The organism is Nostoc sp. C110 (assembly GCF_043099725.1).
In the GTDB taxonomy this organism is placed as follows: domain Bacteria; phylum Cyanobacteriota; class Cyanobacteriia; order Cyanobacteriales; family Nostocaceae; genus Nostoc; species Nostoc muscorum_A.
In genome coordinates this window covers 4,145,403-4,167,107 of the sequence record NZ_CP171148.1, presented here as the reverse complement: position 1 = coordinate 4,167,107, position 21,705 = coordinate 4,145,403, and the positions used below count along the sequence as shown (strand labels likewise).

At 42.8% G+C, this 21,705-nt stretch carries 17 protein-coding genes, 3 tRNA genes and 2 pseudogenes; 9 read left to right on the top strand and 13 right to left on the bottom strand.

All coding sequences use genetic code 11. The annotated features are described in order from the left end of the window. Positions 1–41 precede the first annotated feature (41 nt). Positions 42–126: transfer RNA gene (locus ACFFRD_RS23290), tRNA-Ser, on the bottom strand. A 131-nt stretch (positions 127–257) separates the two neighbouring features. Continuing rightward, on the bottom strand, positions 258–1,178 hold the full coding sequence (locus ACFFRD_RS23285) for a TIGR04168 family protein (RefSeq protein ID WP_392477720.1): 921 nt from the start codon (positions 1,176–1,178) through the stop codon (positions 258–260). Here ACFFRD_RS23285 and ACFFRD_RS23280 point away from each other — a divergent pair. The 4 genes from ACFFRD_RS23280 to ACFFRD_RS23265 all read left to right on the top strand — a co-directional run bounded on the left by ACFFRD_RS23280 (position 1,158) and on the right by ACFFRD_RS23265 (position 2,670). Next, positions 1,158–1,313, top strand: coding sequence for a hypothetical protein (locus tag ACFFRD_RS23280; RefSeq protein ID WP_163937771.1), 156 nt, complete (start codon positions 1,158–1,160; stop codon positions 1,311–1,313). The genes ACFFRD_RS23285 and ACFFRD_RS23280 overlap by 21 nt on opposite strands. 14 nt (positions 1,314–1,327) lie before the next feature. Further along, the gene (gene nadA / locus ACFFRD_RS23275; protein WP_392477718.1) at positions 1,328–2,302 is read left to right on the top strand and encodes a quinolinate synthase NadA; all 975 of its coding nucleotides are present in this window, start codon (positions 1,328–1,330) and stop codon (positions 2,300–2,302) included. A 124-nt stretch (positions 2,303–2,426) separates the two neighbouring features. Continuing rightward, positions 2,427–2,512: transfer RNA gene (locus tag ACFFRD_RS23270), tRNA-Tyr, on the top strand. Between the two features lie 86 nt (positions 2,513–2,598). Further along, positions 2,599–2,670 (top strand) — tRNA-Thr (locus ACFFRD_RS23265). Positions 2,671–2,879: 209 nt separating this feature from the next. Here the strand turns inward: ACFFRD_RS23265 and ACFFRD_RS23260 are convergent. Continuing rightward, entirely contained in the window at positions 2,880–3,104 is a 225-nt protein-coding gene (locus ACFFRD_RS23260) for a hypothetical protein (protein ID WP_392477716.1), read from the bottom strand. 180 nt (positions 3,105–3,284) lie between these two features. After that, positions 3,285–3,673: pseudogene (locus ACFFRD_RS23255) on the bottom strand (transposase); the annotation flags it as partial. An 84-nt stretch (positions 3,674–3,757) separates the two neighbouring features. On the opposite strand from ACFFRD_RS23255, the pseudogene ACFFRD_RS23250 reads away from it, so the two are divergent. After that, positions 3,758–4,344, top strand: a pseudogene (locus ACFFRD_RS23250) (zinc ribbon domain-containing protein). A 105-nt stretch (positions 4,345–4,449) separates the two neighbouring features. On the opposite strand, the gene ACFFRD_RS23245 reads toward ACFFRD_RS23250, so the two are convergent. Continuing rightward, positions 4,450–5,544 (bottom strand): ATP-binding protein, encoded by a 1,095-nt coding sequence (locus ACFFRD_RS23245; protein WP_392477714.1) that lies wholly within the window; start codon positions 5,542–5,544, stop codon positions 4,450–4,452. A 589-nt stretch (positions 5,545–6,133) separates the two neighbouring features. Between ACFFRD_RS23245 and ACFFRD_RS23240 the strand changes: the two genes are divergently transcribed. From ACFFRD_RS23240 to ACFFRD_RS23225, 4 genes are all read left to right on the top strand, one after another. After that, positions 6,134–6,853, top strand: a complete 720-nt coding sequence (locus ACFFRD_RS23240) for a response regulator transcription factor (RefSeq protein ID WP_335041356.1) — start codon at positions 6,134–6,136, stop codon at positions 6,851–6,853. A gap of 180 nt (positions 6,854–7,033) precedes the next feature. After that, positions 7,034–8,722 carry an NAD(P)H-quinone oxidoreductase subunit 4 gene (locus tag ACFFRD_RS23235; RefSeq protein WP_392477712.1) on the top strand — a complete coding sequence of 563 codons (1,689 nt, stop codon included), beginning with the start codon at positions 7,034–7,036 and terminating at the stop codon, positions 8,720–8,722. A 272-nt stretch (positions 8,723–8,994) separates the two neighbouring features. Beyond that, on the top strand, positions 8,995–11,547 hold the full coding sequence (locus tag ACFFRD_RS23230; protein WP_392477710.1) for a penicillin acylase family protein: 2,553 nt from the start codon (positions 8,995–8,997) through the stop codon (positions 11,545–11,547). A gap of 188 nt (positions 11,548–11,735) precedes the next feature. Next, positions 11,736–12,179 (top strand): hypothetical protein, encoded by a 444-nt coding sequence (locus ACFFRD_RS23225; protein ID WP_392477708.1) that lies wholly within the window; start codon positions 11,736–11,738, stop codon positions 12,177–12,179. Between the two features lie 37 nt (positions 12,180–12,216). Here the strand turns inward: ACFFRD_RS23225 and ACFFRD_RS23220 are convergent, their stop codons facing one another. The 8 genes from ACFFRD_RS23220 to ACFFRD_RS23185 all read right to left on the bottom strand — a co-directional run bounded on the left by ACFFRD_RS23220 (position 12,217) and on the right by ACFFRD_RS23185 (position 21,490). After that, on the bottom strand, positions 12,217–12,921 hold the full coding sequence (locus ACFFRD_RS23220; protein WP_392477706.1) for a class I SAM-dependent methyltransferase: 705 nt from the start codon (positions 12,919–12,921) through the stop codon (positions 12,217–12,219). Continuing rightward, positions 12,918–13,250, bottom strand: coding sequence for a low molecular weight protein tyrosine phosphatase family protein (locus ACFFRD_RS23215; RefSeq protein WP_392477704.1), 333 nt, complete (start codon positions 13,248–13,250; stop codon positions 12,918–12,920). Before ACFFRD_RS23215 ends, ACFFRD_RS23220 begins: the two co-directional genes overlap by 4 nt. Before the next feature lie 245 nt (positions 13,251–13,495). Next, positions 13,496–14,347, bottom strand: a complete 852-nt coding sequence (locus tag ACFFRD_RS23210; protein ID WP_392477703.1) for a hypothetical protein — start codon at positions 14,345–14,347, stop codon at positions 13,496–13,498. A gap of 269 nt (positions 14,348–14,616) precedes the next feature. After that, positions 14,617–15,075: an aspartyl protease family protein gene (locus ACFFRD_RS23205; RefSeq protein WP_392483151.1), complete on the bottom strand. Its 459-nt coding sequence runs from the start codon at positions 15,073–15,075 to the stop codon at positions 14,617–14,619. Between the two features lie 104 nt (positions 15,076–15,179). Continuing rightward, a complete protein-coding gene (gene secA, locus ACFFRD_RS23200) occupies positions 15,180–17,972 on the bottom strand; it encodes a preprotein translocase subunit SecA (RefSeq protein ID WP_190935297.1) in 2,793 nt (930 codons plus the stop codon). Positions 17,973–18,340: 368 nt separating this feature from the next. After that, positions 18,341–18,913, bottom strand: coding sequence for a cytochrome C (locus ACFFRD_RS23195; protein ID WP_392477700.1), 573 nt, complete (start codon positions 18,911–18,913; stop codon positions 18,341–18,343). Positions 18,914–19,421: 508 nt separating this feature from the next. Then, positions 19,422–20,330, bottom strand: a complete 909-nt coding sequence (locus tag ACFFRD_RS23190) for a MoxR family ATPase (protein WP_114084777.1) — start codon at positions 20,328–20,330, stop codon at positions 19,422–19,424. Positions 20,331–20,410: 80 nt separating this feature from the next. Beyond that, entirely contained in the window at positions 20,411–21,490 is a 1,080-nt protein-coding gene (locus ACFFRD_RS23185) for a bifunctional riboflavin kinase/FAD synthetase (RefSeq protein WP_114084776.1), read from the bottom strand. Positions 21,491–21,705: the final 215 nt, after the last annotated feature.

Sequence of the window (21,705 nt, the reverse complement as noted above, 5' to 3'; positions counted from 1 at the left end):
GATTTACTCAAAAACACTTGTAAAATCTAATTTTTCTTCAACGGAGAGGGGGAGATTCGAACTCCCGGAGGTTTTAGCCTCATCCGATTTCAAGTCGGACGCAATCGACCACTCTGCCACCTCTCCAGTAAATCTGTCAAACTTGTGCTGATCCTAGTTTCAGACGCTATTCAGGCGCTTTTGTTGGTTAGCACTAAACTTGACAGATCATACTATACCCTATTATCTACGCAGATTGCACTACTGGATGCGAATGTCTACGACACAATCCGCGATCGCTCGTACAAAATTTCCCCTTTAGCCACCTGAAAGTCATTCCCCACCCAAACTAGGGAAACTTGCGAAACCACACCCGCCTCTAGGGTGACAATGGAAAAATTACGCAGCTTCTCGCCGTCATTTTCCACAATCCTGGGGACACTAGCCGCATTTAAGTAAATTGTCCCCTCTGGACTTCTAAAGATGGGTTTGCGCTGCACCTTCTTGGTATGGCGTAAATCTCGGTGCATGTGACCAAATGTCACCAGAGGAATAGTTTTACCAGCAGTCAAGGCTTGAGAAATCGCCTCGCCCAAATCTGGATCGCCAAAGTCGCCGCCAATTGGATGCCAGTCTTTGCCGCAGGGGTCTTCGGGGCGATCGCCTAACCCACTAGGCCCGTTGTGACCCAAAAATATAATTGTCTCGTAAGCGGCGCTTTTGATCGCTTTCACGATGCGATCGGCGGATTCTTCCAAACTCGTCACACCGTAACGTTCTTTACAGATTTCCGCGAATTTCCACTCTGGGCCACCCCAGGTAAAGGGACGACCCCCCACTACAGTTAAATTCCAAGCGGGAAAATCCAACTTACCGTAACCGACATGGGACGGGCCTAATAAATCGAGTTGTTCCTGTACCCAGTCTTCCTTAGAGCGGTCATAAGGAGCCTTTTTACGTCCCCATTCGGTGGCGGTGTACCAGGCATCGTGGTTGCCCATCACGGCTGCTTTGGGAATATCGAGGGATGCGATCGCTCTGACCACTTCCACCGATTCATTGCCAAAATCCCCGACAAACAGCACTAAGTCAACACCCAAATGCTTGAGTGCAATGCCATCTTCCACTTCCCATTGGTCGTGAATATCTCCAACTACAGCAATTTTGAGGTTTATCGATTGAGTTTTCTGACTGGTCATGCCACTTTCCTTGCCGTCTATCTCCAGGATATGAAACTCAGCCCGATTTGGACACAACCCCAAAATATCAACCGTCCACTATTTTTGGTAAAAACTACTATAATTGAATCCACAGGACATACATTTGCAACATAAAGCACCCCTAAACTGTGTTTACTACTGCACTAGCTCAACGAGAAAACACCCAACTGGGTGAACTACCACTAGATTTGTTTGCCGCGATTCAGAGTCTCAAAAAAGAACTCAACGCCGTTATCCTGGCGCATTATTATCAAGAGCCAGATATTCAGGATATTGCCGACTTTATTGGGGATTCATTACAATTAGCAAGAGCCGCCGAAAAAACCAATGCGGATGTGATTGTCTTTGCTGGTGTTCACTTCATGGCAGAAACAGCAAAGATACTTAATCCCGATAAATTAGTACTTTTACCAGATTTGAATGCTGGTTGTTCTTTAGCAGACAGTTGTCCACCAGAGGCGTTTGCAGCTTTTAAAGCAGCGCATCCAGATCATCTGGTGGTATCTTACATCAACTGCTCTGCTGATATCAAGGCGATGAGCGATATTATTTGTACTAGCTCCAACGCTGTGAAAATTGTGCAGCAGATACCAAAGGAACAGCCGATTATTTTTGCCCCCGATCGGAATTTGGGGCGGTATGTGATGGAACAGACTGGACGAGATTTGGTGCTATGGCAAGGTAGCTGTGTTGTCCATGAAACCTTTTCGGAAAAGAAAATTGTCCAGTTAAAAATTGCCCATCCCGAAGCAGAGGCGATCGCACACCCAGAATGTGAAAGTAGTGTATTACGCCACGCCAGCTTTATTGGCTCCACAGCCGCTTTACTCAAGTATTGTCAAAGCAGCCCCACCAAGGAATTTATCGTTGCTACGGAGCCGGGAATCATTCATCAAATGCAAAAACTAGCTCCTGACAAGCATTTTATTCCTGCACCGCCGATAAATAACTGTGCTTGTAACGAATGTCCGTTTATGCGATTAAACACCCTAGAAAAGCTTTACTGGGCAATGAAAAATCGCACTCCCGAAATTACCATGTCAGAGGATATTCGCCTTGCTGCACTGCGACCAATGCAACGAATGCTGGAGATGAGCGTGTAACCAGTATTTTTTATCCATAAGGTAGAGACGCAGTTTTGTTGCGATCTCTACCCACAAGTTATTTTTTCTAACCACTTGCTAATTATAAAAGGTGGTGCTAAGATTTTAAATCGTGAGACAAATCGGGTCGGTGTCCGAGTGGTTAATGGAGACGGACTGTAAATCCGTTGGCTAGCGCCTACGCTGGTTCAAATCCAGCCCGGCCCACCACTTACGAAGTTATAAGTTATAATGTCTGGGTAAGCATCAAAACTCCCAGCATTTAACTTCTAGCTGGAAAATCGGAGTTATATTTCGCCCGTGTGGCTCAGTGGTAGAGCACACCCTTGGTAAGGGTGAGGTCACGAGTTCAATCCTCGTCACGGGCTTTTTCCAGAGATACTTAGCAGTCCTAAAACATCCTAGATTGTCCTAAACGTGTCTTAAGCATAGGACAGTCTAATGAGGGTTTGCTAGATATATCTCAAATCTTTAACTTAGGGGTAGACCTGTAAAACTTCTAGGTGTCCTTAGATTCCCTTGCTGGCGTGGGTAAATCGAAATATTTCCCAGGCTATCGAAACATTTCGACAAAGGATTAATCCAGGTGGTCTTGGTACTGATTAACAATGTCTTGGGAGTCATCCTGATAAACCTGTTTAGTCTTGGTGCGGTTGGATGGCTTAATCCTTCTCTGACCAGTTTGGGATTGTCGGGCTTCTAAAACCTGCAACAGTCTTATTTGCTTTTCAGTTGTCAGTTGATGAAATATCTCTTTCTGCTTGGCATTCATTGTGAACTTGGCAGGTTGTTTGTTAATCATTGTTTTGTTCCTCCGGTCGGTTCGCTCATTTCACAAATAGAATAGCCAAATAACAGCCTGAAAGTGTAGTCTGCAAAGGTGTTCACTAATAATTGAGGCGGCTAGATAACAGTTGCAAAACACTACATCAGAGCGAGTAGATGATCTTCCAGTGATCATTCATTGGTTGTTACAAATGCAGATCCAGTTTCTGCTAGACCTTGAATTACCAATGTACTGTCGTTTCACATAATCAGCCGTATTCCCTTTTTTTTATCACCTATTTCACCAACAATTAGTATTATTGGGCGACCTTGAAGTATATATAATATTAATTCTAATCTTTGCCTTCTTAATTTTTTTATATCCCAAGGTGATTCTGTTAAAAAATGGTGTAATACTTGATGATTATTTAGTCCTACAATTTTCGCTATTTCTGGTAGAGTTTTACGTTTTACATCAGAAAGACATCCTATATGTAGGTACTTAAAAGATTCAAAACTTCTAACTTCTGGGAATAGGTTTTGATACAACTGGCAATATTCATCCACAAATTTGACTGTGGGCACGGGTGGGCGAGGCTCAACCATACTCTCTGTCTCAGTTTTTGCGATCGCACTTAATTATACTTTAGCGAGAGTGATAAAAAAGGGTTAATGGTTGAGGCAAGAGTTGTGAGGACAGCCTACCAATACAAGCTACGACCAACAACAAAACAAGCCATTGAGATAGACAGATGGCTGTCTATGTTATGCGCTCAATATAATTTCTTGTTGGCTGATAGATTTGATTGGTATGAGCGCAATCGTTCATCAATTAATGCCTGTCCTCTTATCTGCCATATACCAGAATTGCGGGACAACCCAGACTATTATTCACAAAATAAAACGCTACTAAATCTCAGAAAAACTCATCCTTGGTACGGTGAAATTTACTCGCAGGTGCTACAGGATATAGTTAAGCGAGTGAAAGTGACGTTTGACCGTTTTTTAAAAGGTGATAGCAACGGAAAACGAAGTAGACGACCTCGGTTTAAATCTCGTGAATTTTGGTAATTGCAGTCAATCCATCGGGTACGTCACAAGATTGTTCCAGTTGTGGGGTAAAAGTTTCTAAAAAGCTGCATGAAAGATGGCACTTGTGTCTGTGTGGGTGCAGTCTTAATCGTGACCATAACGCGGCAGTAAATATAAAGAATAGAGCCGACGGACATGCGATTCTTAAAGCTCAACGCCTCCTAAGCAATAGCCGGATTGGTTGAGAAGCCCACACTGAAATTGGAGTACCAATTTCAGTGTGCGGAGTGTGTCACTGTTCACGGATTTTGTTTGTGAACACTATTTTTTATTCTAAAATTTCCTCACTTTTAATTGTCGGCTGCTACAGGTAGACGAATAGTAAATGTACTACCTTGCCCTGGCTCAGATGTTACATCAATTGTGCCTTGATGTGCTTCGATAATACAGCGAGATAGATATAGTCCCAAACCGCTACCAGAGCGCTGGTGTTTACCTTGGCGAAATCGCTCAAATAATATTGCCTGGTCTTGTTTAGAAATTCCCGGCCCCGTATCTTGGATATCAATAGTCACATCTTCTGGAGTGAGATGGCAATGAATATCTACAGAACCTTTGTCTGTAAATTTGATAGCATTGCCGATAATATTTGTTAAAACTCGCCGCAGTTCTAAGCGATCGCCCATGACGGTGCTTGCAGTTTCATCTCGCTCTATATTTACAACTAATCCTTTTTCTTCAGCTAAGGGAGTTAATTCTTGGGTAACTTCACTAACTAGTTCTTCTATATTGCAGGGAGCAATTTTTAAGGTTTTACAGCCCGCTTCATGACGATAAACTTCTAGCAAGGTATTTACCATTTCCAGCAGGTCTTGATTACTGCCGATCATGGTATCAATGATTTCTTGCAATTGTGGCGAAACTTCGCAAAACCTGCCTTCCAGCAATAATTTTAAGACGCGGTTGGAGGCTACTAGCGGTATACGTAAATCGTGAGTAAAACGCGAGACAAAATCTGCCCGCAGGTTAGCCATCTGATCTCGTTCGTCGATGCTATGCTTGAGGCGCAAGAGCGATCGCACTCGTGCATGTAGTTCATCAGGATCGAATGGTTTACGAATAAAGTCATCTGCACCAGCATCGAGTCCTTCCACAACGCTAGACTCATAGTGAGCCGTTAGCAGCAGAATAGGGATAAATGGCAACGCCGGATTCTGTCGAATGCGTCGAGTAAATTCATAGCCATCTATCTCTGGCATCATCACATCTAAGAGAATGATGTCTGGTGGTGACTCCTCAACCATAGCCAGAGCAATTTTGCTATCTTCCACCAAGCTAATTTCATAGCCCTCATCTTCTAGGACTGCTTCTAAGACCAGTAGATTGTCAAAAACATCATCGACAGCGAGAATTTTATCTTTTTTGACACTTTTAGTTAAAGACATGGCTGAATAAAAAAAAGAAGTGCTTGGCTATCGCTAGCAAATCTAGTAATAGCTTACTTTACCAGCGCTGAGATTATTAAGGATTCACATTTTCCTTTAAAGTTTCCCGAATTGAGTATCTTGTTTCCTAGGTAAAAATACTGCTAAACAAAGCAAGTTTAGCATTAATTAGTTTAATGGTATTATTTTCTACCGAGTAGATTATTCGTTTACTTTTCCAAACAATATTTGTGTCTGGATCTTAGGTTAAGGTCGCTTAATCTATTGTATTTACCTTATCATAGCCACTGCAAGGGCAATTCTTTAATAGTTATCGGCTCTTTATTGCTAGCGGATTTTCAGTGAAAAATTGTCCAACATAAAACATCTATCATCTGGTGAATGTATAAAAATATTTTTTAATTGAATTATATTGCCGCATGGAAACTCTTGCCTAAGAAAAACTTCCAAGATAAAGTTATTTATGTCTAATGGTAGATGAAGTTCAGGAAAAATACCAAAAGCATTGCTTTTTGTATAAGATACCGAATAGAAGAACGAGATTATTTTAATCTGTACTCTAGATAGATAACAGTAAAATTAAGCAACTATGAGTGAAATCAAGATCCTCGTGATCGAAGATCACAACCTTACAAGAATCGGCTTGCGGTCTGCCTTACAAACCCAGCCAGAGTTTAACATTGTTGGTGAAGCAGCCAATGCAGCCGACGGCATCAAGCTTCTGAAAACTCTCAAGCCGGATGTTGCCACTATTGACATCGGTTTGCCTGATATGGATGGTATTGAGCTAACACGCACATTTAGGCAATATCAAGCAGAGAATGAAGATTACACCACAAAGCTGCTAATTTTAACGATGCAGAATAGCGAACAGGCAGTTTTAGCCGCTTTTGCAGCAGGTGCAGATTCTTATTGCATGAAAGATATCGAAACTGAGAAACTAGTTGAGGCTGTGCAAACGACATACTCAGGTAGCTCATGGATTGATCCTGCGATCGCAGACCTTGTACTACAACAAATACGTCAAGATTTTCCCGATGGTAGCAAAGGCGCATCTGGAAAAAGAGTTTTGATTGAAGGTATTGACCCAGATACTGAGAAAAGTATAGTCAGCTATCCTTTAACTCACCGGGAAATGGATGTTTTAGAGTTGATTGTCGCTGGGTGTGACAATGCAGAAATTGCTAAAAGGCTATATTTAACAGTCGGTACTGTAAAAACTCATGTTCGAGGTATTCTCAATAAACTTTGTGTTGCTGACCGGACACAGGCTGCCGTGCGTGCTTTGCGAGCTGGATTAGTACCGTGAGCAAGTAAAACATCTTTCTTCCCCAGTGCCCCAGTCGCCATTTTCAAGTCAATTGTCTTTGAGTCAAAGCGGTTAACTGGGACAAATATTTATGGTTAACTGGGATAAATACTTATGAAGAAATTGTTACAAAGTTTAGTACAATGACATCATCCCAAATAAGTATTTTTTCTCATATACATGATAGCGGATCAATTTCCCTGGCTTACCGCGATTGTCTTGCTGCCACTCGTTGCTTCCTTGCTCATCCCTGCGCTGCCCGATAAAGATGGCAAGCTCGTGCGGTGGTATGCACTGGGTGTAGGTATTGCAGACTTTGCCTTGATGTGTTACGCCTTTTGGAAACATTACGATGCCAGCAGTGCTAGTTTTCAATTGGTAGAAAGTTATGCCTGGATGCCTCAGTTGGGTCTGAACTGGGCGGTATCAGTCGATGGACTATCAGTACCACTTGTGCTGCTAGCAGGATTTGTCACCACACTCTCGATGTTTTCGGCTTGGCAAGTTGATCACCGTCCTCGCCTCTTCTATTTTTTGATGCTGGTGCTGTATTCTGCACAAGTAGGGGTGTTCGTTGCCAAAGACTTGCTGCTATTTTTCATTATGTGGGAAGTAGAGCTGATTCCCGTCTACCTACTAGTCTGCATTTGGGGTGGACAAAGACGGCGTTATGCGGCTACGAAATTTTTGTTATATACCGCAGCTGCTTCTATATTTATTTTGGTCGCAGCCTTGGCAATGGGGTTATACGGCGGCGGTGATATGACATTTGATATAACTGCCCTCGCAAGTAAAGAATATCCCCTTGGTCTACAACTGCTACTTTATGCAGGGTTATTGATTGCATTTGGTGTCAAGCTTGCTGTTTTCCCGATGCACACCTGGTTGCCTGATGCCCACGGCGAAGCATCTTCTCCTGTGTCGATGATTTTGGCTGGTGTATTGCTAAAAATGGGTGGATATGGACTAATTCGCCTGAATCTTGAGCTACTCCCTGATGCACACATTTACTTTGCGCCAGTTCTAGCCATTCTAGGTGTTGTCAACATTATCTATGGTGCATTAAACTCCTTTGCTCAGACGAATATGAAGCGGCGTTTGGCTTATTCGTCGATTTCTCACATGGGGTTTGTGCTGCTTGGGATTGCGTCGTTCACTGATTTGGGAATCAACGGTGCGATGTTGCAGATGATTTCGCATGGTTTAATTGCATCAGTGCTGTTCTTCTTAGCTGGAGTTACTTACGATCGCACCCACACAATGGTAATGAAAGATATGGGCGGTATTGGTCAAGCCATGCCCAAAGTCTTTGCCCTATTTACAATCAGCGCGATGGCATCTCTAGCACTTCCCGGTATGAGCGGTTTTGCTGGCGAACTATCGGTATTTGTTGGCATGACAAGCAGTGACGTTTACAGTTCAACTTTCTGCACAGTCACAGTTTTTCTAGCCGCAGTTGGAGTTATCCTCACACCTATTTATTTACTCTCCATGCTGCGAGAGGTATTTTATGGTGACGGTGCAGCACTCATCTGCGACATTAATAATGCAGGCTTGGAAAATCAAGAAGATGAGGGAACAGTTTGTTTTGGTACAGACTGCCTCGTGCCAGAAGATGCAGTCTACGAGGATGCTAGGCCCCGTGAGGTGTTTATTGCTGCCTGTTTTCTGCTGATGATTATTGGTATTGGTTTCTATCCCAAGATGGCGATGCAAATGTACGACGTGAAAACTGTGGCAGTCAATGCTAATCTTCGCCAGTCTTATGCCATAGTCTCGCAAACAAATCCTCAGATTTATGCTAAGGGTTTATTGGTTCCGCAAATTTCAGAGGTTGAGGTAGCGCCCGTTTTGGGGACTTTGAAGTAAGCTTTTTGACCAATAGACTTGTCGAGGAAGAGGCAGGGGGCGAGGGGAGCAGGGGGACAAGGGGACAAGGGGGAATTTTACCGAACAAGTCTCTCCGTCTCCCACATCTTTCCTTGTCTCTTCTTCATGCCCTTTCCCCTCTGCTCCCTTGCCTCTTTTTCAACTAGCTAACTTGTTTAGAGGAGTTTCCCTAGAATTTTGTGGGCATGAAATTAATATTGCTCGCTCTACTGTAATATCAACGTTGTAATATCGCGTGATTTCACTAAACAATGCCACTGCAAGCCCAAATAAAAAACTTCAGGAAACGTTGGTTTCCTCGGATTCTCAAAAGAACTTTAATTGTGCTGTTAGTGCTGGGGCTATTGTTAGTGGGATTCGCCACCTACACTGTACGCCAATCATTTCCGCAAGAGAGTGGCACAATTCAACTACCTGAACTCAAAGCTGAAGTAACCGTCCAGCGCGATAAATGGGGAATTCCCCACATTTATGCTGCCAACTCTCACGATTTATTTATGGCGCAAGGTTATATTCACGCCCAAGACCGTTTTTGGCAAATGGATTTTTGGCGACACATCGGTTCTGGGCGGCTCTCAGAAATGTTTGGTTCCTCTCAGGTTGACACTGATAGATATCTGCGGACAATGGGTTGGGCGAGGGTGGCGCAGCAAGAAATTCAGGAAATTAATGCAGAGATGAAGGCATACCTGGAAGCATACTCAGATGGTGTCAATGCTTATCTGAAAGAGCATCAAGGTAACGCCCTGAGTCTAGAATACACTGTGCTAAAATTCCTCAATCCTGGGTATAAGCCAGAACCTTGGCAAATATTGCATTCTCTGACTTGGGGGAAAGTGATGGCTTACGATTTGGGTACAAATTTCCAAAGTGAAGTTGAACGTGCCATACTACTTAAAACCCTTACTCCCACTCAAGTAGAGGAACTTTATCCACCTTATCCTCAAGACTTGCCAGCGATTTTACCTGAGTTCCAAAAAGGGAAAACAGTAGAGGATGAAAATTCTGACGAGACACAATTCACCGCTTTTGGTATTGAGGAGGTAATAGAGTCAATTACCAAGCCGATGATGGCTTTGGAACAACTCATAGGGCCTACGGGGATAGGCATTGGTTCCAATAACTGGGTGATATCCGGTGAGCTTACAGATACAGGTAAGCCAATTTTGGCAAATGACCCCCACTTAGGTGTACAAATACCCTCTATATGGTACGAGGTTGGTTTGCACTGTATATCTAAAAGTGCAGAATGTCCCTACAACGTTACTGGCTTTTCTTTTGCGGGAATGATTGGGGTAATTATCGGTCATAGCGATCGCATTGCCTGGGGTGTAACTAATGTACTATCTGATGTGATGGATTTATACATCGAGAAAATCAATCCCAAAAATCCCAATCAGTATGAGGTAAATGGCAAATGGGTTGATATGAAACTCGTGCAAGAAACGATTCAAGTTGCGGGGAGTCAGCCGCTTGTGCAAACGGTGCGCTATACCCGACATGGGCCGATTCTCTCTGATGTTTCACCCAATCTGAAGGAGTTCCAGCCAAGTCAGCTGTTAGAAATACCTCAAAACTACGCTATGGCCTTGCGCTGGACAGCCCTAGAACCTTCGAAATTAGGGTATGCTATTCCCCAAATCAATCGCGCCCAAAACTGGCAAGAATTCCGCACTGCTGCTAGTAATTATGATGTCCCGGCTCAAAATTTAGTCTACGCTGACGTTGATGGCAATATTGGCTACCAAATGCCTGGTAAATTCCCCATCCGAGCCAAGGGAAATGGACGTTATCCCGTTCCTGGTTGGACAGATGAATATGAGTGGCAAGGCTATATTGACTTTGAGAAGTTACCCAAAAGTTTCAATCCGTCTCAAGGCTATATTGCTACTGCCAATAATTTAGCGATGCGTAAATATCCTTACTTAATTACCGCAGATTGGGTTTATGGCTATCGGGCACAGCGCATCGTTGAGATGATTTCACAAAAAACCGAACCGATTTCCCTAGAAGATGTGCAGCAAATACAGGGCGACGATCGCAATCTCAATGCACAAATATTAGTACCGCTACTGCAATCTATCACTGTTGATACTCCTCGTTTGCAAGCAGCCCAAAAACTTCTAAAAGATTGGAATTTACAGTTGGGAATGACATCATCGGCTGCTGCCTTGTTTGAAGTATTCTGGAAACACTTGCTAAGAGACACGTTTCACGATCAGTTACCTGAGAGATACTTTCCCAATGGGGGCGATCGCTGGTATGCTGTGGTAGCAAATTTAGTAAAACAGCCCAATAGTTCTTGGTGGGATAATCGCAACACCCCAAAAGTTGAGAACCGAGACGAAATCTTGCGGCAATCCTTTACAGAAGCCGTGGATGAACTAGAACGGATTCAAAGCAAAGACCCGAAAAACTGGAATTGGGGCAAACTACATACTGTTACTTTCCGTAATGCCACCTTGGGTAAATCTGGGGTTGCACCGATTGAAGGTTTATTTAATCGTGGTGCATTTGCGACGGCTGGTAACGGCGAAACAGTGAATGCTAACCGATGGAGAGCAAATAAATCCTTTGAGGTGACAGATATTCCTTCCCTGCGGATGATTGTAGATTTAGGAAATTTAGATAAATCAGTTGCAATTCATACACCCGGACAATCAGGCCATGCTTTCCATACCCACTACAACGATATGGTTGACTCTTGGCGCAATATTGAATATCACCAGATGTTATCGCAACAAAAGAATGTCACAGATAACACTGCTGCGACATTGAAGTTAATTCCCAAATTGGGTGAATAAACTGCAACTCGACTAGAGAATGTTAAATTTTGCTACTTAAGTGTAATTACATACACGTTGTCGAAAAAATGAAGTATAAAGTAACAGGGCAACAGAAATCAAGATTATTTTTAGAAAAAACTATTTTCGCTGGCCATCTATTTCTGCTGCCCAACTTTCCCAAAACATAGTTGGAGATAATAGGATTTATGCAACGCGTATTTAAACAAAGTTTTATGTTTTCAGTCACTACTGCGATCGCATTATTATTTGCAGGGTGTGGAGAAAGTAAAGTTGCCCAATGTAACAAAGTCATCAAGGTTGCTAATCAAGCATCTACTCTAGGTCAGGAATTTGGTAAAAATCCCAATCCGGCAAAAGGTTCTAAAGCTTTAACTGAACTAGCTGGTAAGATAGATCCACTTGCCCAAGAGATGAAAACCCTCGAAATTAAAGATGAAAAGTTACAAGGTTTTCAAGGGCGCTTTATCACACTCTATCAGAACATCAGCAAGGAATTGAATAATGCAGCAGGAGCTATAGATAAAAAGAACTTACCCGCAGCAAAGGGTTTTTTGGTATCTCTGAAAAAAAGTAGTAATGAAGAAAGTTCAATAGTCAAGGAAATTAATAGCTACTGTTCTGCTAAATAATCAATTCTGCATGGAATCTTGATTATAAAAATAGCAGTTAAATAGTCGGTCGATAACCACCAAAAACCGCAAAGCTAAAATTTTTGTACCAGCAATCCACATTTTGAAACCCGGCTGCTTCTAGCCAGTGAAGTTGAATCTCAAGGGTTGCCATGCGATCGTATTCCATGCGTTTTTGTGCAGCTTTAAGATCCTCTTTTGAGATACCCTTAGCACGGACAGAATCTAACCAGTGTTGACGATAAAGTTCTTCTAAATCAGGGGTTTTGCCGAGAACTTGGTCAGCGTTGACAAATATCCCTCCAGGATTGAGGACATCATAAATCCGTTGATAAAGAAGTTCTTTGTCAAAATCAGAAAGATGATGAATAGATAGGGCAGAAATTATCAGGTCGTAGGAATCACCCAAATCAGTCTCAATGTAGTCACCAATTAAGATGTTGGGAGATTTACCCATTTTGCTAAATCTCAACTTAGCTTTCTCTAACATCTCAGGGGCTAAGTCTAGTAAGGTAAACTCTGCATTTGGGAAAACAGATTGCACCATACCTGAGTAAAGTCCAGTACCAGCACCCAAATCTAGAACCTTTATCGGTGTGGTGCGTAGGCGTAGCCCGTCGTAGACATCGCTTGGGATGATTTCAACAGCTGTTTTGTAAAAATCATCAAAACAGGGAATTAGAATCCGACGTAAGCTATCGTAATCTCCTGCGGCAGCATTAAAAGCTTCTTGAATATTCATTTTTTAATTTTTAATATTGGTAGAACTTTCTGTTTTAACAACTCAATTAAAGCTGGTTCCATATACTCATATTCATCTGGTATATCTAAACAGATAATTTTTTTATCTTTAAGAAAAGGCTGAAAATTTTTTGATAGCTTGCTTTTATGAGGTTTTTCCATCACAAATATCATATCAGCCCATCGAATAGCCTCAGTTGATAATGGTACTTCAGCATGGCGATCTAAACCTGCCGAGTCTGTTTCAAATCCTTCATATTCAGAAAACACAGCCTCGGCAGTGGGGCTTCGCAATTTATTCTGGCTACAGATAAATAAGAGCTTTTTCATTAGATGTATCCATTTTGCTCTTCTGTCCAGCATCTTAAACTTATTCTAGTTGGGTTTAGGGTTAGCTGTAGCTCTACAGTTTAACAATTCAGCTAAAGTATTTTACTTTGCGATCGCACCACAGACAATCCCAAAACTACGCCAAGTATAAGCGATCACATCTTGTTCAGCTTCAGGAAGTTATATCATCTTTGCGTAGACGCAACGCGGCTTATGCTCCGCTATTACATTCTCAAGTAACTTGGTCAAAGATTTTTGGCTTCGGCTTTCTCTATCAATCTCAAACAAGCATGAATGGTTGCTAGATAGTAATAAAACATCCAACTGTACCAAATAGCTTGATCAAAACCTGTTTTCTGTTTTTCATTATGATGACGGATACCAAAGTTATTAGCAATATTGAACAAATCGCTCTCATCGTTAGAAGTAATTACCTTCTTAATTTTGACTCTAAGGAACTCTAATACATCTACTAAGTCCCTTATAGCATCACGCCTGTCATTAAGAGATGAACGATATCTCCGAAATTTGAGAATAGCTTCTTCCACTTTTTTTTCAATATTTTCTGGATCACATGTAGGTAAATTTGCTTCAAAAAGTAAATCTAGTCCTTCTTCTGCTCTTTCTAAAATTTCACCCTTTTCAGAGAGTTCATAACCATCTTTATAGTCGCAAAGAATATCATTTATTTTATCCCTAAATTCTTTCTGACCAACTTTTTTATCAAATGTATGATAGTGCCAACCACAATTAGCATAACTGTGATGGGAACCATCAATAGGCTTGGATATCCAATCATGTAATAATTCGATTACATCGAAGAAATCGTCTTCACTATAATTTAAGCACTTATCTTGGATCTGCCATAAGTTAGGCTTTCGCAAACTTCTAAACATTTGAGCTTCAATATCACCTCCTAATTTACCTGCTACTTCTCCCTCATCTACGCATTCATAACCGAAAGCCTCTTGAAAATAATCGTTGGATCTAAACTCCAAATATATATCTCGAAATAAACGACAAAGCATTGGCAAATCAAAGCGAACCGCATCTGGATTTTTACCTGTACGTGTAGAATAGTATCGTCGATTAACCATATTATTTTTTGGATAAATGCGCCTAGTAGTAATTAAAAGATTGGTTTGCTGGGAACAAATAACGCCTCATATCATAGCTAATACTTAAATCTATCGTCTAGTGAAGTGAGGAGTTAAACCATTGAGTCTACAGTCTTATAAGATGAAATACAGCACATTTTTTCACAAATTTTAATTTATTAGGTTTGCCTGAAGTGCATTGAGCAAAGATAAATGATCGCACTACTAAAATTATCCAATCTTTTTAAGATTTAATGTAGAGCGATCGCTTACAATACACTCAAATAAGTTTGCTCAGAATTCATCGGTAAAATCCGCAACTTCCGATTTTTAAGGTCTGGTTCTAACCCTAAAACTTCCATTGGCGTTACACCCAAAAGGGGATATGGTACTTCTGTGAGTTCCAGACAATCAAAGGTTCCTTGACGTTCTCCAATACTTAGTTCTACATCTCGAAAAATTCGCCCCTGCTGCACTCCAGCAGCAGTCTCTACCTGGGCTTCTCCACCTTGGACTAAACCTAGTTGACTAATAATGCTAGCAGGTAAACAAAGCAAAGTCGCACCCGTATCAACTAAAACATTATCCAGAGTATAAGAGCGAACTTCCCCCGAAGAAATGAAACCTCTTTGAGCTAAAACTTGATCAATTCGATTCGTGACAGTGAGGGTAACTATTACTTGCCCCATTTGCTTACCCTGAAGATTTGGTAGTATCAGCTTACCCATTTCAGCAAACTCCTGAAAACAAAATATTTTTGAGAGATGCCTTAAAATACAAAGACGCAAAAACGCCTCTGCGCCTCTGCGTCTCTGCATGAGATACTCTCTACTTACACCATCTCTGATGATGCCTGCATCATCTGCTGCGGCTGCGGTTGGAACATGAACAACGAGTACACCACATCTCGGCGGATGTTGACCATCATATCCAAGAAGAGTTCGTAACCCTCGCTCTTATACTCAATCAGTGGATCTTTTTGACCGTAACCACGTAATCCCACCGATTCGCGCAAGGCATCCATTTGTTGCAGGTGTTCCCGCCACAGGGTATCAATGCGTTGCAAGATAAAGAAACGTTCCGCTTGACGCATCAGTCCGGGTTGAACTTGGTCAATTTGCGCTTCTTTGAGATCGTAAGCAATTCGCACCTGTTCATGGAGGAAGGCTTTAATCTCGCCGACTGTCATATCTTCTAATTGATTTGGTTGCAAGTCTGCTAGCAGATAGACGAATTCTTTGACTTTCTCAACCAACTTTTCTAACTCCCACTCTTCCGAGGGTAAGTCTATGTTGATGTAGTAGTCAACGATGTCATCCATCGTTTTTTCAGCGTACTTGATGACCTGTTCTTTCAAATCTTGACCTTCTAACACCCGGCGGCGTTCAGCGTAAATAGCACGACGTTGATTGTTCATCACCTCGTCATACTCAAATACCTGCTTACGGATGTCGTAGTAGTAGGTTTCGACTTTTTTCTGTGCGCCTTCCAAACTGCGGGTAAGCATCCCAGATTCGATGGGCATATCTTCTTCCACTTGGAAAGCATTCATTAACCCAGCAACGCGATCGCCACCAAAAATCCGCAGTAGGTTATCCTCTAAGCTGAGGAAAAATCTCGTGGTTCCAGGGTCGCCTTGTCTACCTGCACGTCCGCGCAACTGGTTGTCAATCCGCCGCGATTCGTGGCGTTCTGTACCAATTACGTGCAAACCACCGATTCCCACTACCTCATCATGTTCGCGGGTAGTAAATTGTTCGTATTCCTGCTTAACGCGGTTATAAGCTTCCCGCAATTTCAGAATCACAGGGTCGTCGATGGGAGCTTTTTCGGCAGCCACAGCCACCTTGTCTTCAGCTTCCAGTTCCGGTAAACTGCGATCGCCATACTCTCGTACTGCAATTTCTACTGCATCTTTGAGTAGTTTCTCTGTTTCTTTTGTCAATTGGGTAGGGAAGATTTCTGGTGAAGCCCGCCAAGTTTTGACTTTTTTGCCAGGGACAAAGCCTTGACCACCGCCATGTCCTGTAGGTAATCCGGCTGGTCTTTGAACGCCAAAGCTATCTTCATCTTCTGGCATGACGATGCGGGGCATGAAGTATTCCCGCAGCTTCAGACGTGCCATATATTCGGAGTTACCACCCAAAATGATGTCTGTACCTCTACCAGCCATGTTAGTAGCGATAGTAACAGCACCTTTGCGTCCAGCTTGGGCGACGATTTCCGCTTCACGCTCGACATTCTCTGGTCTGGCGTTGAGTAATTCGTGGGGAATCTCTAGCTGCTTCAGCAATCGGCTGAGAAGCTCGGATTTTTCTACACTAGTGGTTCCCACTAACACAGGTCTGCCGAGTTCGTGCATTTCCGCACATTCTTTGGCGATCGCACCCCACTTGCCTGGTTCTGTCTTAAAGACCATATCAGACAAGTCTTCGCGTCTTCTGTCACGGTTGGTAGGAATTACCGCAACTTCCAGTTTGTAAATTTTTTCAAATTCTGGTTCTTCCGTTTTTGCTGTTCCGGTCATTCCACCGAGTTTTGGATACAGCAAGAAAAGATTTTGATAAGTAATTGTCGCTAGAGTTTGAGTTTCTGGCTGAATCTCTTCGTGTTCTTTAGCTTCAATAGCCTGGTGTAGACCATCACTCCAACGCCGTCCAGGTAATACCCGACCGGTAAATTCATCTACAATTACTACTTCCCCATTGCGGACGATGTAATTTACATCCTTGAGGAAAAGTTCTTTAGCTTTAATCGCATTGAAAACGAAGTGTGCCCAAGGATCTTCTGGGTCAAATAAATCTGTGACTCCCAAAAGATTTTCGGCTTCTGCAAAGCCTTCATCTGTCAATAGCACGTTACGAGCTTTTTCGTCTACATCATAATGCTCGTCTTTTTTGAGTGTGAATGCTATTTCAGCAGCTTGCAGATACTTTTCTGTAGGTCTTTCCACCTGCCCAGAAATAATCAGAGGTGTCCGCGCCTCATCAATTAAAATCGAGTCTACCTCGTCAATTACGCAATAATTGAACGGACGTTGCACCACATCTGCCATTGATGTCGCCATGTTATCCCGCAGGTAGTCAAAGCCGACTTCGCTGTTGGTGACATAAGTGATATCGCAATCGTAGTTTTTCTGGCGTTCACTGGGAGTCATGCTTGACTGGATTAGCCCCACACTCAACCCCAAGAACCGATGCACCTGTCCCATCCATTCAGCATCCCGACGAGCCAGGTAATCGTTTACGGTGATGACGTGTACACCTTTACCAGTCAGGGCATTTAAATAACTTGGTAAGGTTGCTACGAGCGTTTTACCCTCACCAGTTTTCATTTCGGCAATTTGCCCTACGTGCAAAATGATACCGCCAAGGAGTTGGACATCAAAGTGCCGCAAGCCTAACACTCGCCGTCCTGCTTCCCGAACAACGGCGTAAGCTTCTGGTAAAAGGTCATCCAGGGCTTCACCTTTGGCGAGTCGTTGTTTAAATTCGACAGTTTTACCTTTTAGTTCCTCATCGGAAAGAACCTTAATTTCTTCCTCTAAAAGGTTAATTTCAGTAACAGAAGGTTGGTATTTTTTAAGCTTACGAGCGTTGGGGTCGCCCAACAAAAGTTTTAGCATGGCAGATTATAGAACTGAATCAAGGGGGATGGGGATTAAAGGTTCGGCATTGATTATAAACATTTAACCCAAACCAACCGTCTTGGTTGTGGATGGGTGTCAAATGAGAATTACCTCAAAAACAGGAGAAAAACTAGCCAATCATTTAGTAAACTGATTGGTTTTAACTCTTATCTTATATTTAGTCTTTCTTCATAGTATCATTTTGCCCCCAGATGGGGCCAGAGAGGGAGTGGGGGAAGTGTGGGAGGTGTGGGAGGATGGGGAAGAAATCTGACCCCGCACACTCCCCACACTCCTCTGCCTACAGTATTGTGAGAAATCCGGGCTAACTCCTGTAGAGACGCAATTAATCGCGTCTCTACTCCTCACTTCCATTCTGCTGTCAGGTGGCGGAAATTGAAGTCGCTAGCGCTGGGATGACAGCTGACACAGCTGCCAACCTGGACGGGACGTGGTAACTTAACTCCTGGATGTAAAGCTTTGAAATAACGCGAGTTACTGAGGCGATAGGGTGTTTCTTCGTCGTCTCGCTGCACACGCGAGAAAGTTGAAAGATATTTCCACACCAAAATGCGCGGCGGATCGACTAAAGGCTGTAGTTGTGCGCCGTAGTGCTGCGAGTCTTGCAGGAGATTTTTCCAAGTTTGGGTGGGTAAAACGGCTGGTGGTAAGGCAATGTGGCAGGTGGAGCAGTTTTCCAAATACAGCTCTTGCCCAAGTTGGTACTGTGCAGGTACTACGTCAACAGTGCCAATTTCGATGGGGGGAGTAACGCTGTGAGCGTTAGTTGCCAAGGCTAGAAGCCATCCCATAGCTAGGCTCCACGTTACAATTACCAGAAGTAAACCGAAAAATTGGCGTTTGAATTCACGTTCGGCACTTTGCTGTAACCCTTGGCGATCGCCATCGCGAGTTTTGCGCTTAACAAAAATTGACATTCCTCACATTCCCAAATATTTAAAAGTGGCGCTTGTGCTAATCATAGGACTTACGCAGTATTGGTAGTGTTTCAAATTTTGTGTAAGTAGTTTTAGTAATGGCAAGCAGCTCTGCGTTTATACATCTCTTAAAATTAATCACAGTGGCACACCCCTGACTGTGTAACGAAAAATATCTTGGTAGTTTTAACCTTACTCAATAAAAAAATCAGCCAAAATATCTTAGATTTAATTTGCACTAATATCTTCTCGATCCGACCTGGAATAAATCGTCAATAGCAAAATACTTGTAGTTTCTGCATCAATCCTGTTTCATAACTCACTAATTTGTTTTCTATCTTATTTTGTAAGATATCCTAACATTTGAAATCCAAGCAAGAGAAGGGAATTTAAGTCTATCCCTTCCTTTAATACAGGGTTGCATTGGATTTCAGATTTTGTTAGTAGTATTTCAAGAGAAAGCAATTAGACCAAGATTGGGAAACAACCCTTATTTACCTTTTTTACCTTAAGGAATAGAAACCGATCGCAATAATCGCTCAACAACAGTTCTTGCATTCCGCCCTCCTCTAGGAATAAGGCGATGGCAAAGAACGTGAGGGACGAGAAACTTCACATCATCGGGAATGGCATAATCACGCCCTAATAGAAAAGCAAGCGCTTGGGCAGCCCGTTGTAATGCTAATGTGCCACGCGGACTGACACCAAGAGCAATTTCCTCATCTTGGCGTGTTGCCCGTACCAATTCGAGGATGTACTGTTGCAAGGAAGTTGTTACTTTTACTTGAGAGCAGATGTAACGCAATTCCTGTACTTCTGCCAAGGTAATACAAGGCTGCAAATCAGCAACCTTCACACCATTTTGGAGATTTTGCAGCATCAGGAGTTCTTCTGCCTCCGAAGGATAGCCCAAACTTAGCGACAACATGAACCGATCCATTTGCGCTTCCGGCAGGGGAAAAGTACCTTGATACTCGATCGGGTTTTGAGTAGCAATGACAAAGAAGGGCTGAGGAACTGGACGAGAGACACCATCAACTGTTACCTGATGTTCTTCCATAACTTCTAGCAAAGCTGACTGAGTGCGGGGTGTAGCGCGGTTAATTTCGTCAGCTAAGAGAATATTGGTAAAGACAGGCCCAGGAAGAAAAGTAAATTCGCCGCTTTTTGGGTTCCAGATGTTAGTGCCAGTAATATCAGTTGGCAGTAAATCGGGGGTACATTGTAGGCGTTGAAACTTACCATCCAGTGAACGAGCTAGAGATTTAGCGAGTAGGGTTTTACCAACACCAGGAACATCTTCTAGCAGGGCATGACCACCACCTAGCAAGGCTACTAGCACTAAGCGTATTGCTTCAGCTTTGCCAACAATGGTAAGAGCCAGATTTTGTGTTAAAGCGTCAATTTTTTCTCTCATGCAGCGCGGGGAGTAGGGAATTGGGAATTGGGAATTGGGCATTGGGAAGATGAATTAATAACCCATGCCCCATGACCTATCTATTGTTCCCACTCAGCACTCAAAATTTCTTTAGCAACAACACAATCGAGTTGAATTTGTGTTTTTAAGGCTTCTAGAGAAGCAAATTTTTGTTCAGGGCGCAAAAATTTAACTAGTTCCACAGCCAGTTTTTTGCCATACAAATCACCAGACCAATCGAATAAATGTACTTCCGCAGATGAATAAGTACCATTTACAGTTGGGCGGTTGCCGATGTTCATTACACCCAAGCTTTCACTAGAAGCAGCATCTGATGTTTCACTAAGAGTAAAAACACGGACAGCGTAAACTCCTTGGCGAGGCAAAAACTTTTCTTTTGGTAGTTGGAGATTGGCGGTGGGAAAGCCAATTGTTCTACCCAATTGTTGACCTTGAACTACAACACCAAAGAGAGTATAGGGGCGACCTAGTAGTAAATTTGCGTTTTCGATGTCGCCTTGCTCAAGGGTTTGACGGATCAATGAAGTGCTAATGCGGGCATCTTGGGTTGGATTAGTACTGAGGCAACTACTTTGGGTGGGCGAGTCACCTGTATAAGTTTGTAAGGGAACGATAGTAACGGGGATATTGTGTTTGGCGGCGATTAATTGCAAATCTTTAGCAGTGCCACTGCGTTTTTCGCCAAAACAAAAATCCTGCCCGATGCTAATTCGCTGGCATTGCAGTTGCTGGACGAGAATTTTCTGGACGAATTCTTCGGGGGTCAAAGCAGATAATTCTTTGTCAAAGGGTAGTAATACTAGTTGTTCTACCCCAAGCGATCGCAATTGTTGGACTTTTTCATCCAGTGGCGTTAACAAAGTCCGGGGTTGCCCCGTGAAAAACTCCTGTGGATGGGGGTCAAAGGTGACAACTGTTGAGTAGGTATATTCTTGATTTGTTAGTTGTTGATTTTCCTTTGACTGGGGACTACTGGCTACTGACAAGCGATCGCTAGGGTGCAAGACTGGTTGAATTACCCTTTGATGACCAAGATGAACACCATCAAACTTGCCAAGGGCAACAGCAGTCGGCGTTAGCAGCCCTTCGCTAGAAGAAGCAACCCACACAGAACACCCATTTTGAGACAAATTTAGCACGTGGATTCTGAGATTTTAGGTTTATTTTAGCTATCAGCATGAAGCTACCTTATGGTAAACCGCCGACAGGAGGACAGCTTTTCTAGTACCAACTTGTCATTTGTCTTTTGTCATTTGTCATTTGTCTTTTGTAAATAACCAATGACTAATAACCAATACTTCTCTACGAGAGGCTCCGCCAATGGCTTTTTTACGAGACGCACTCGCATTCGCGG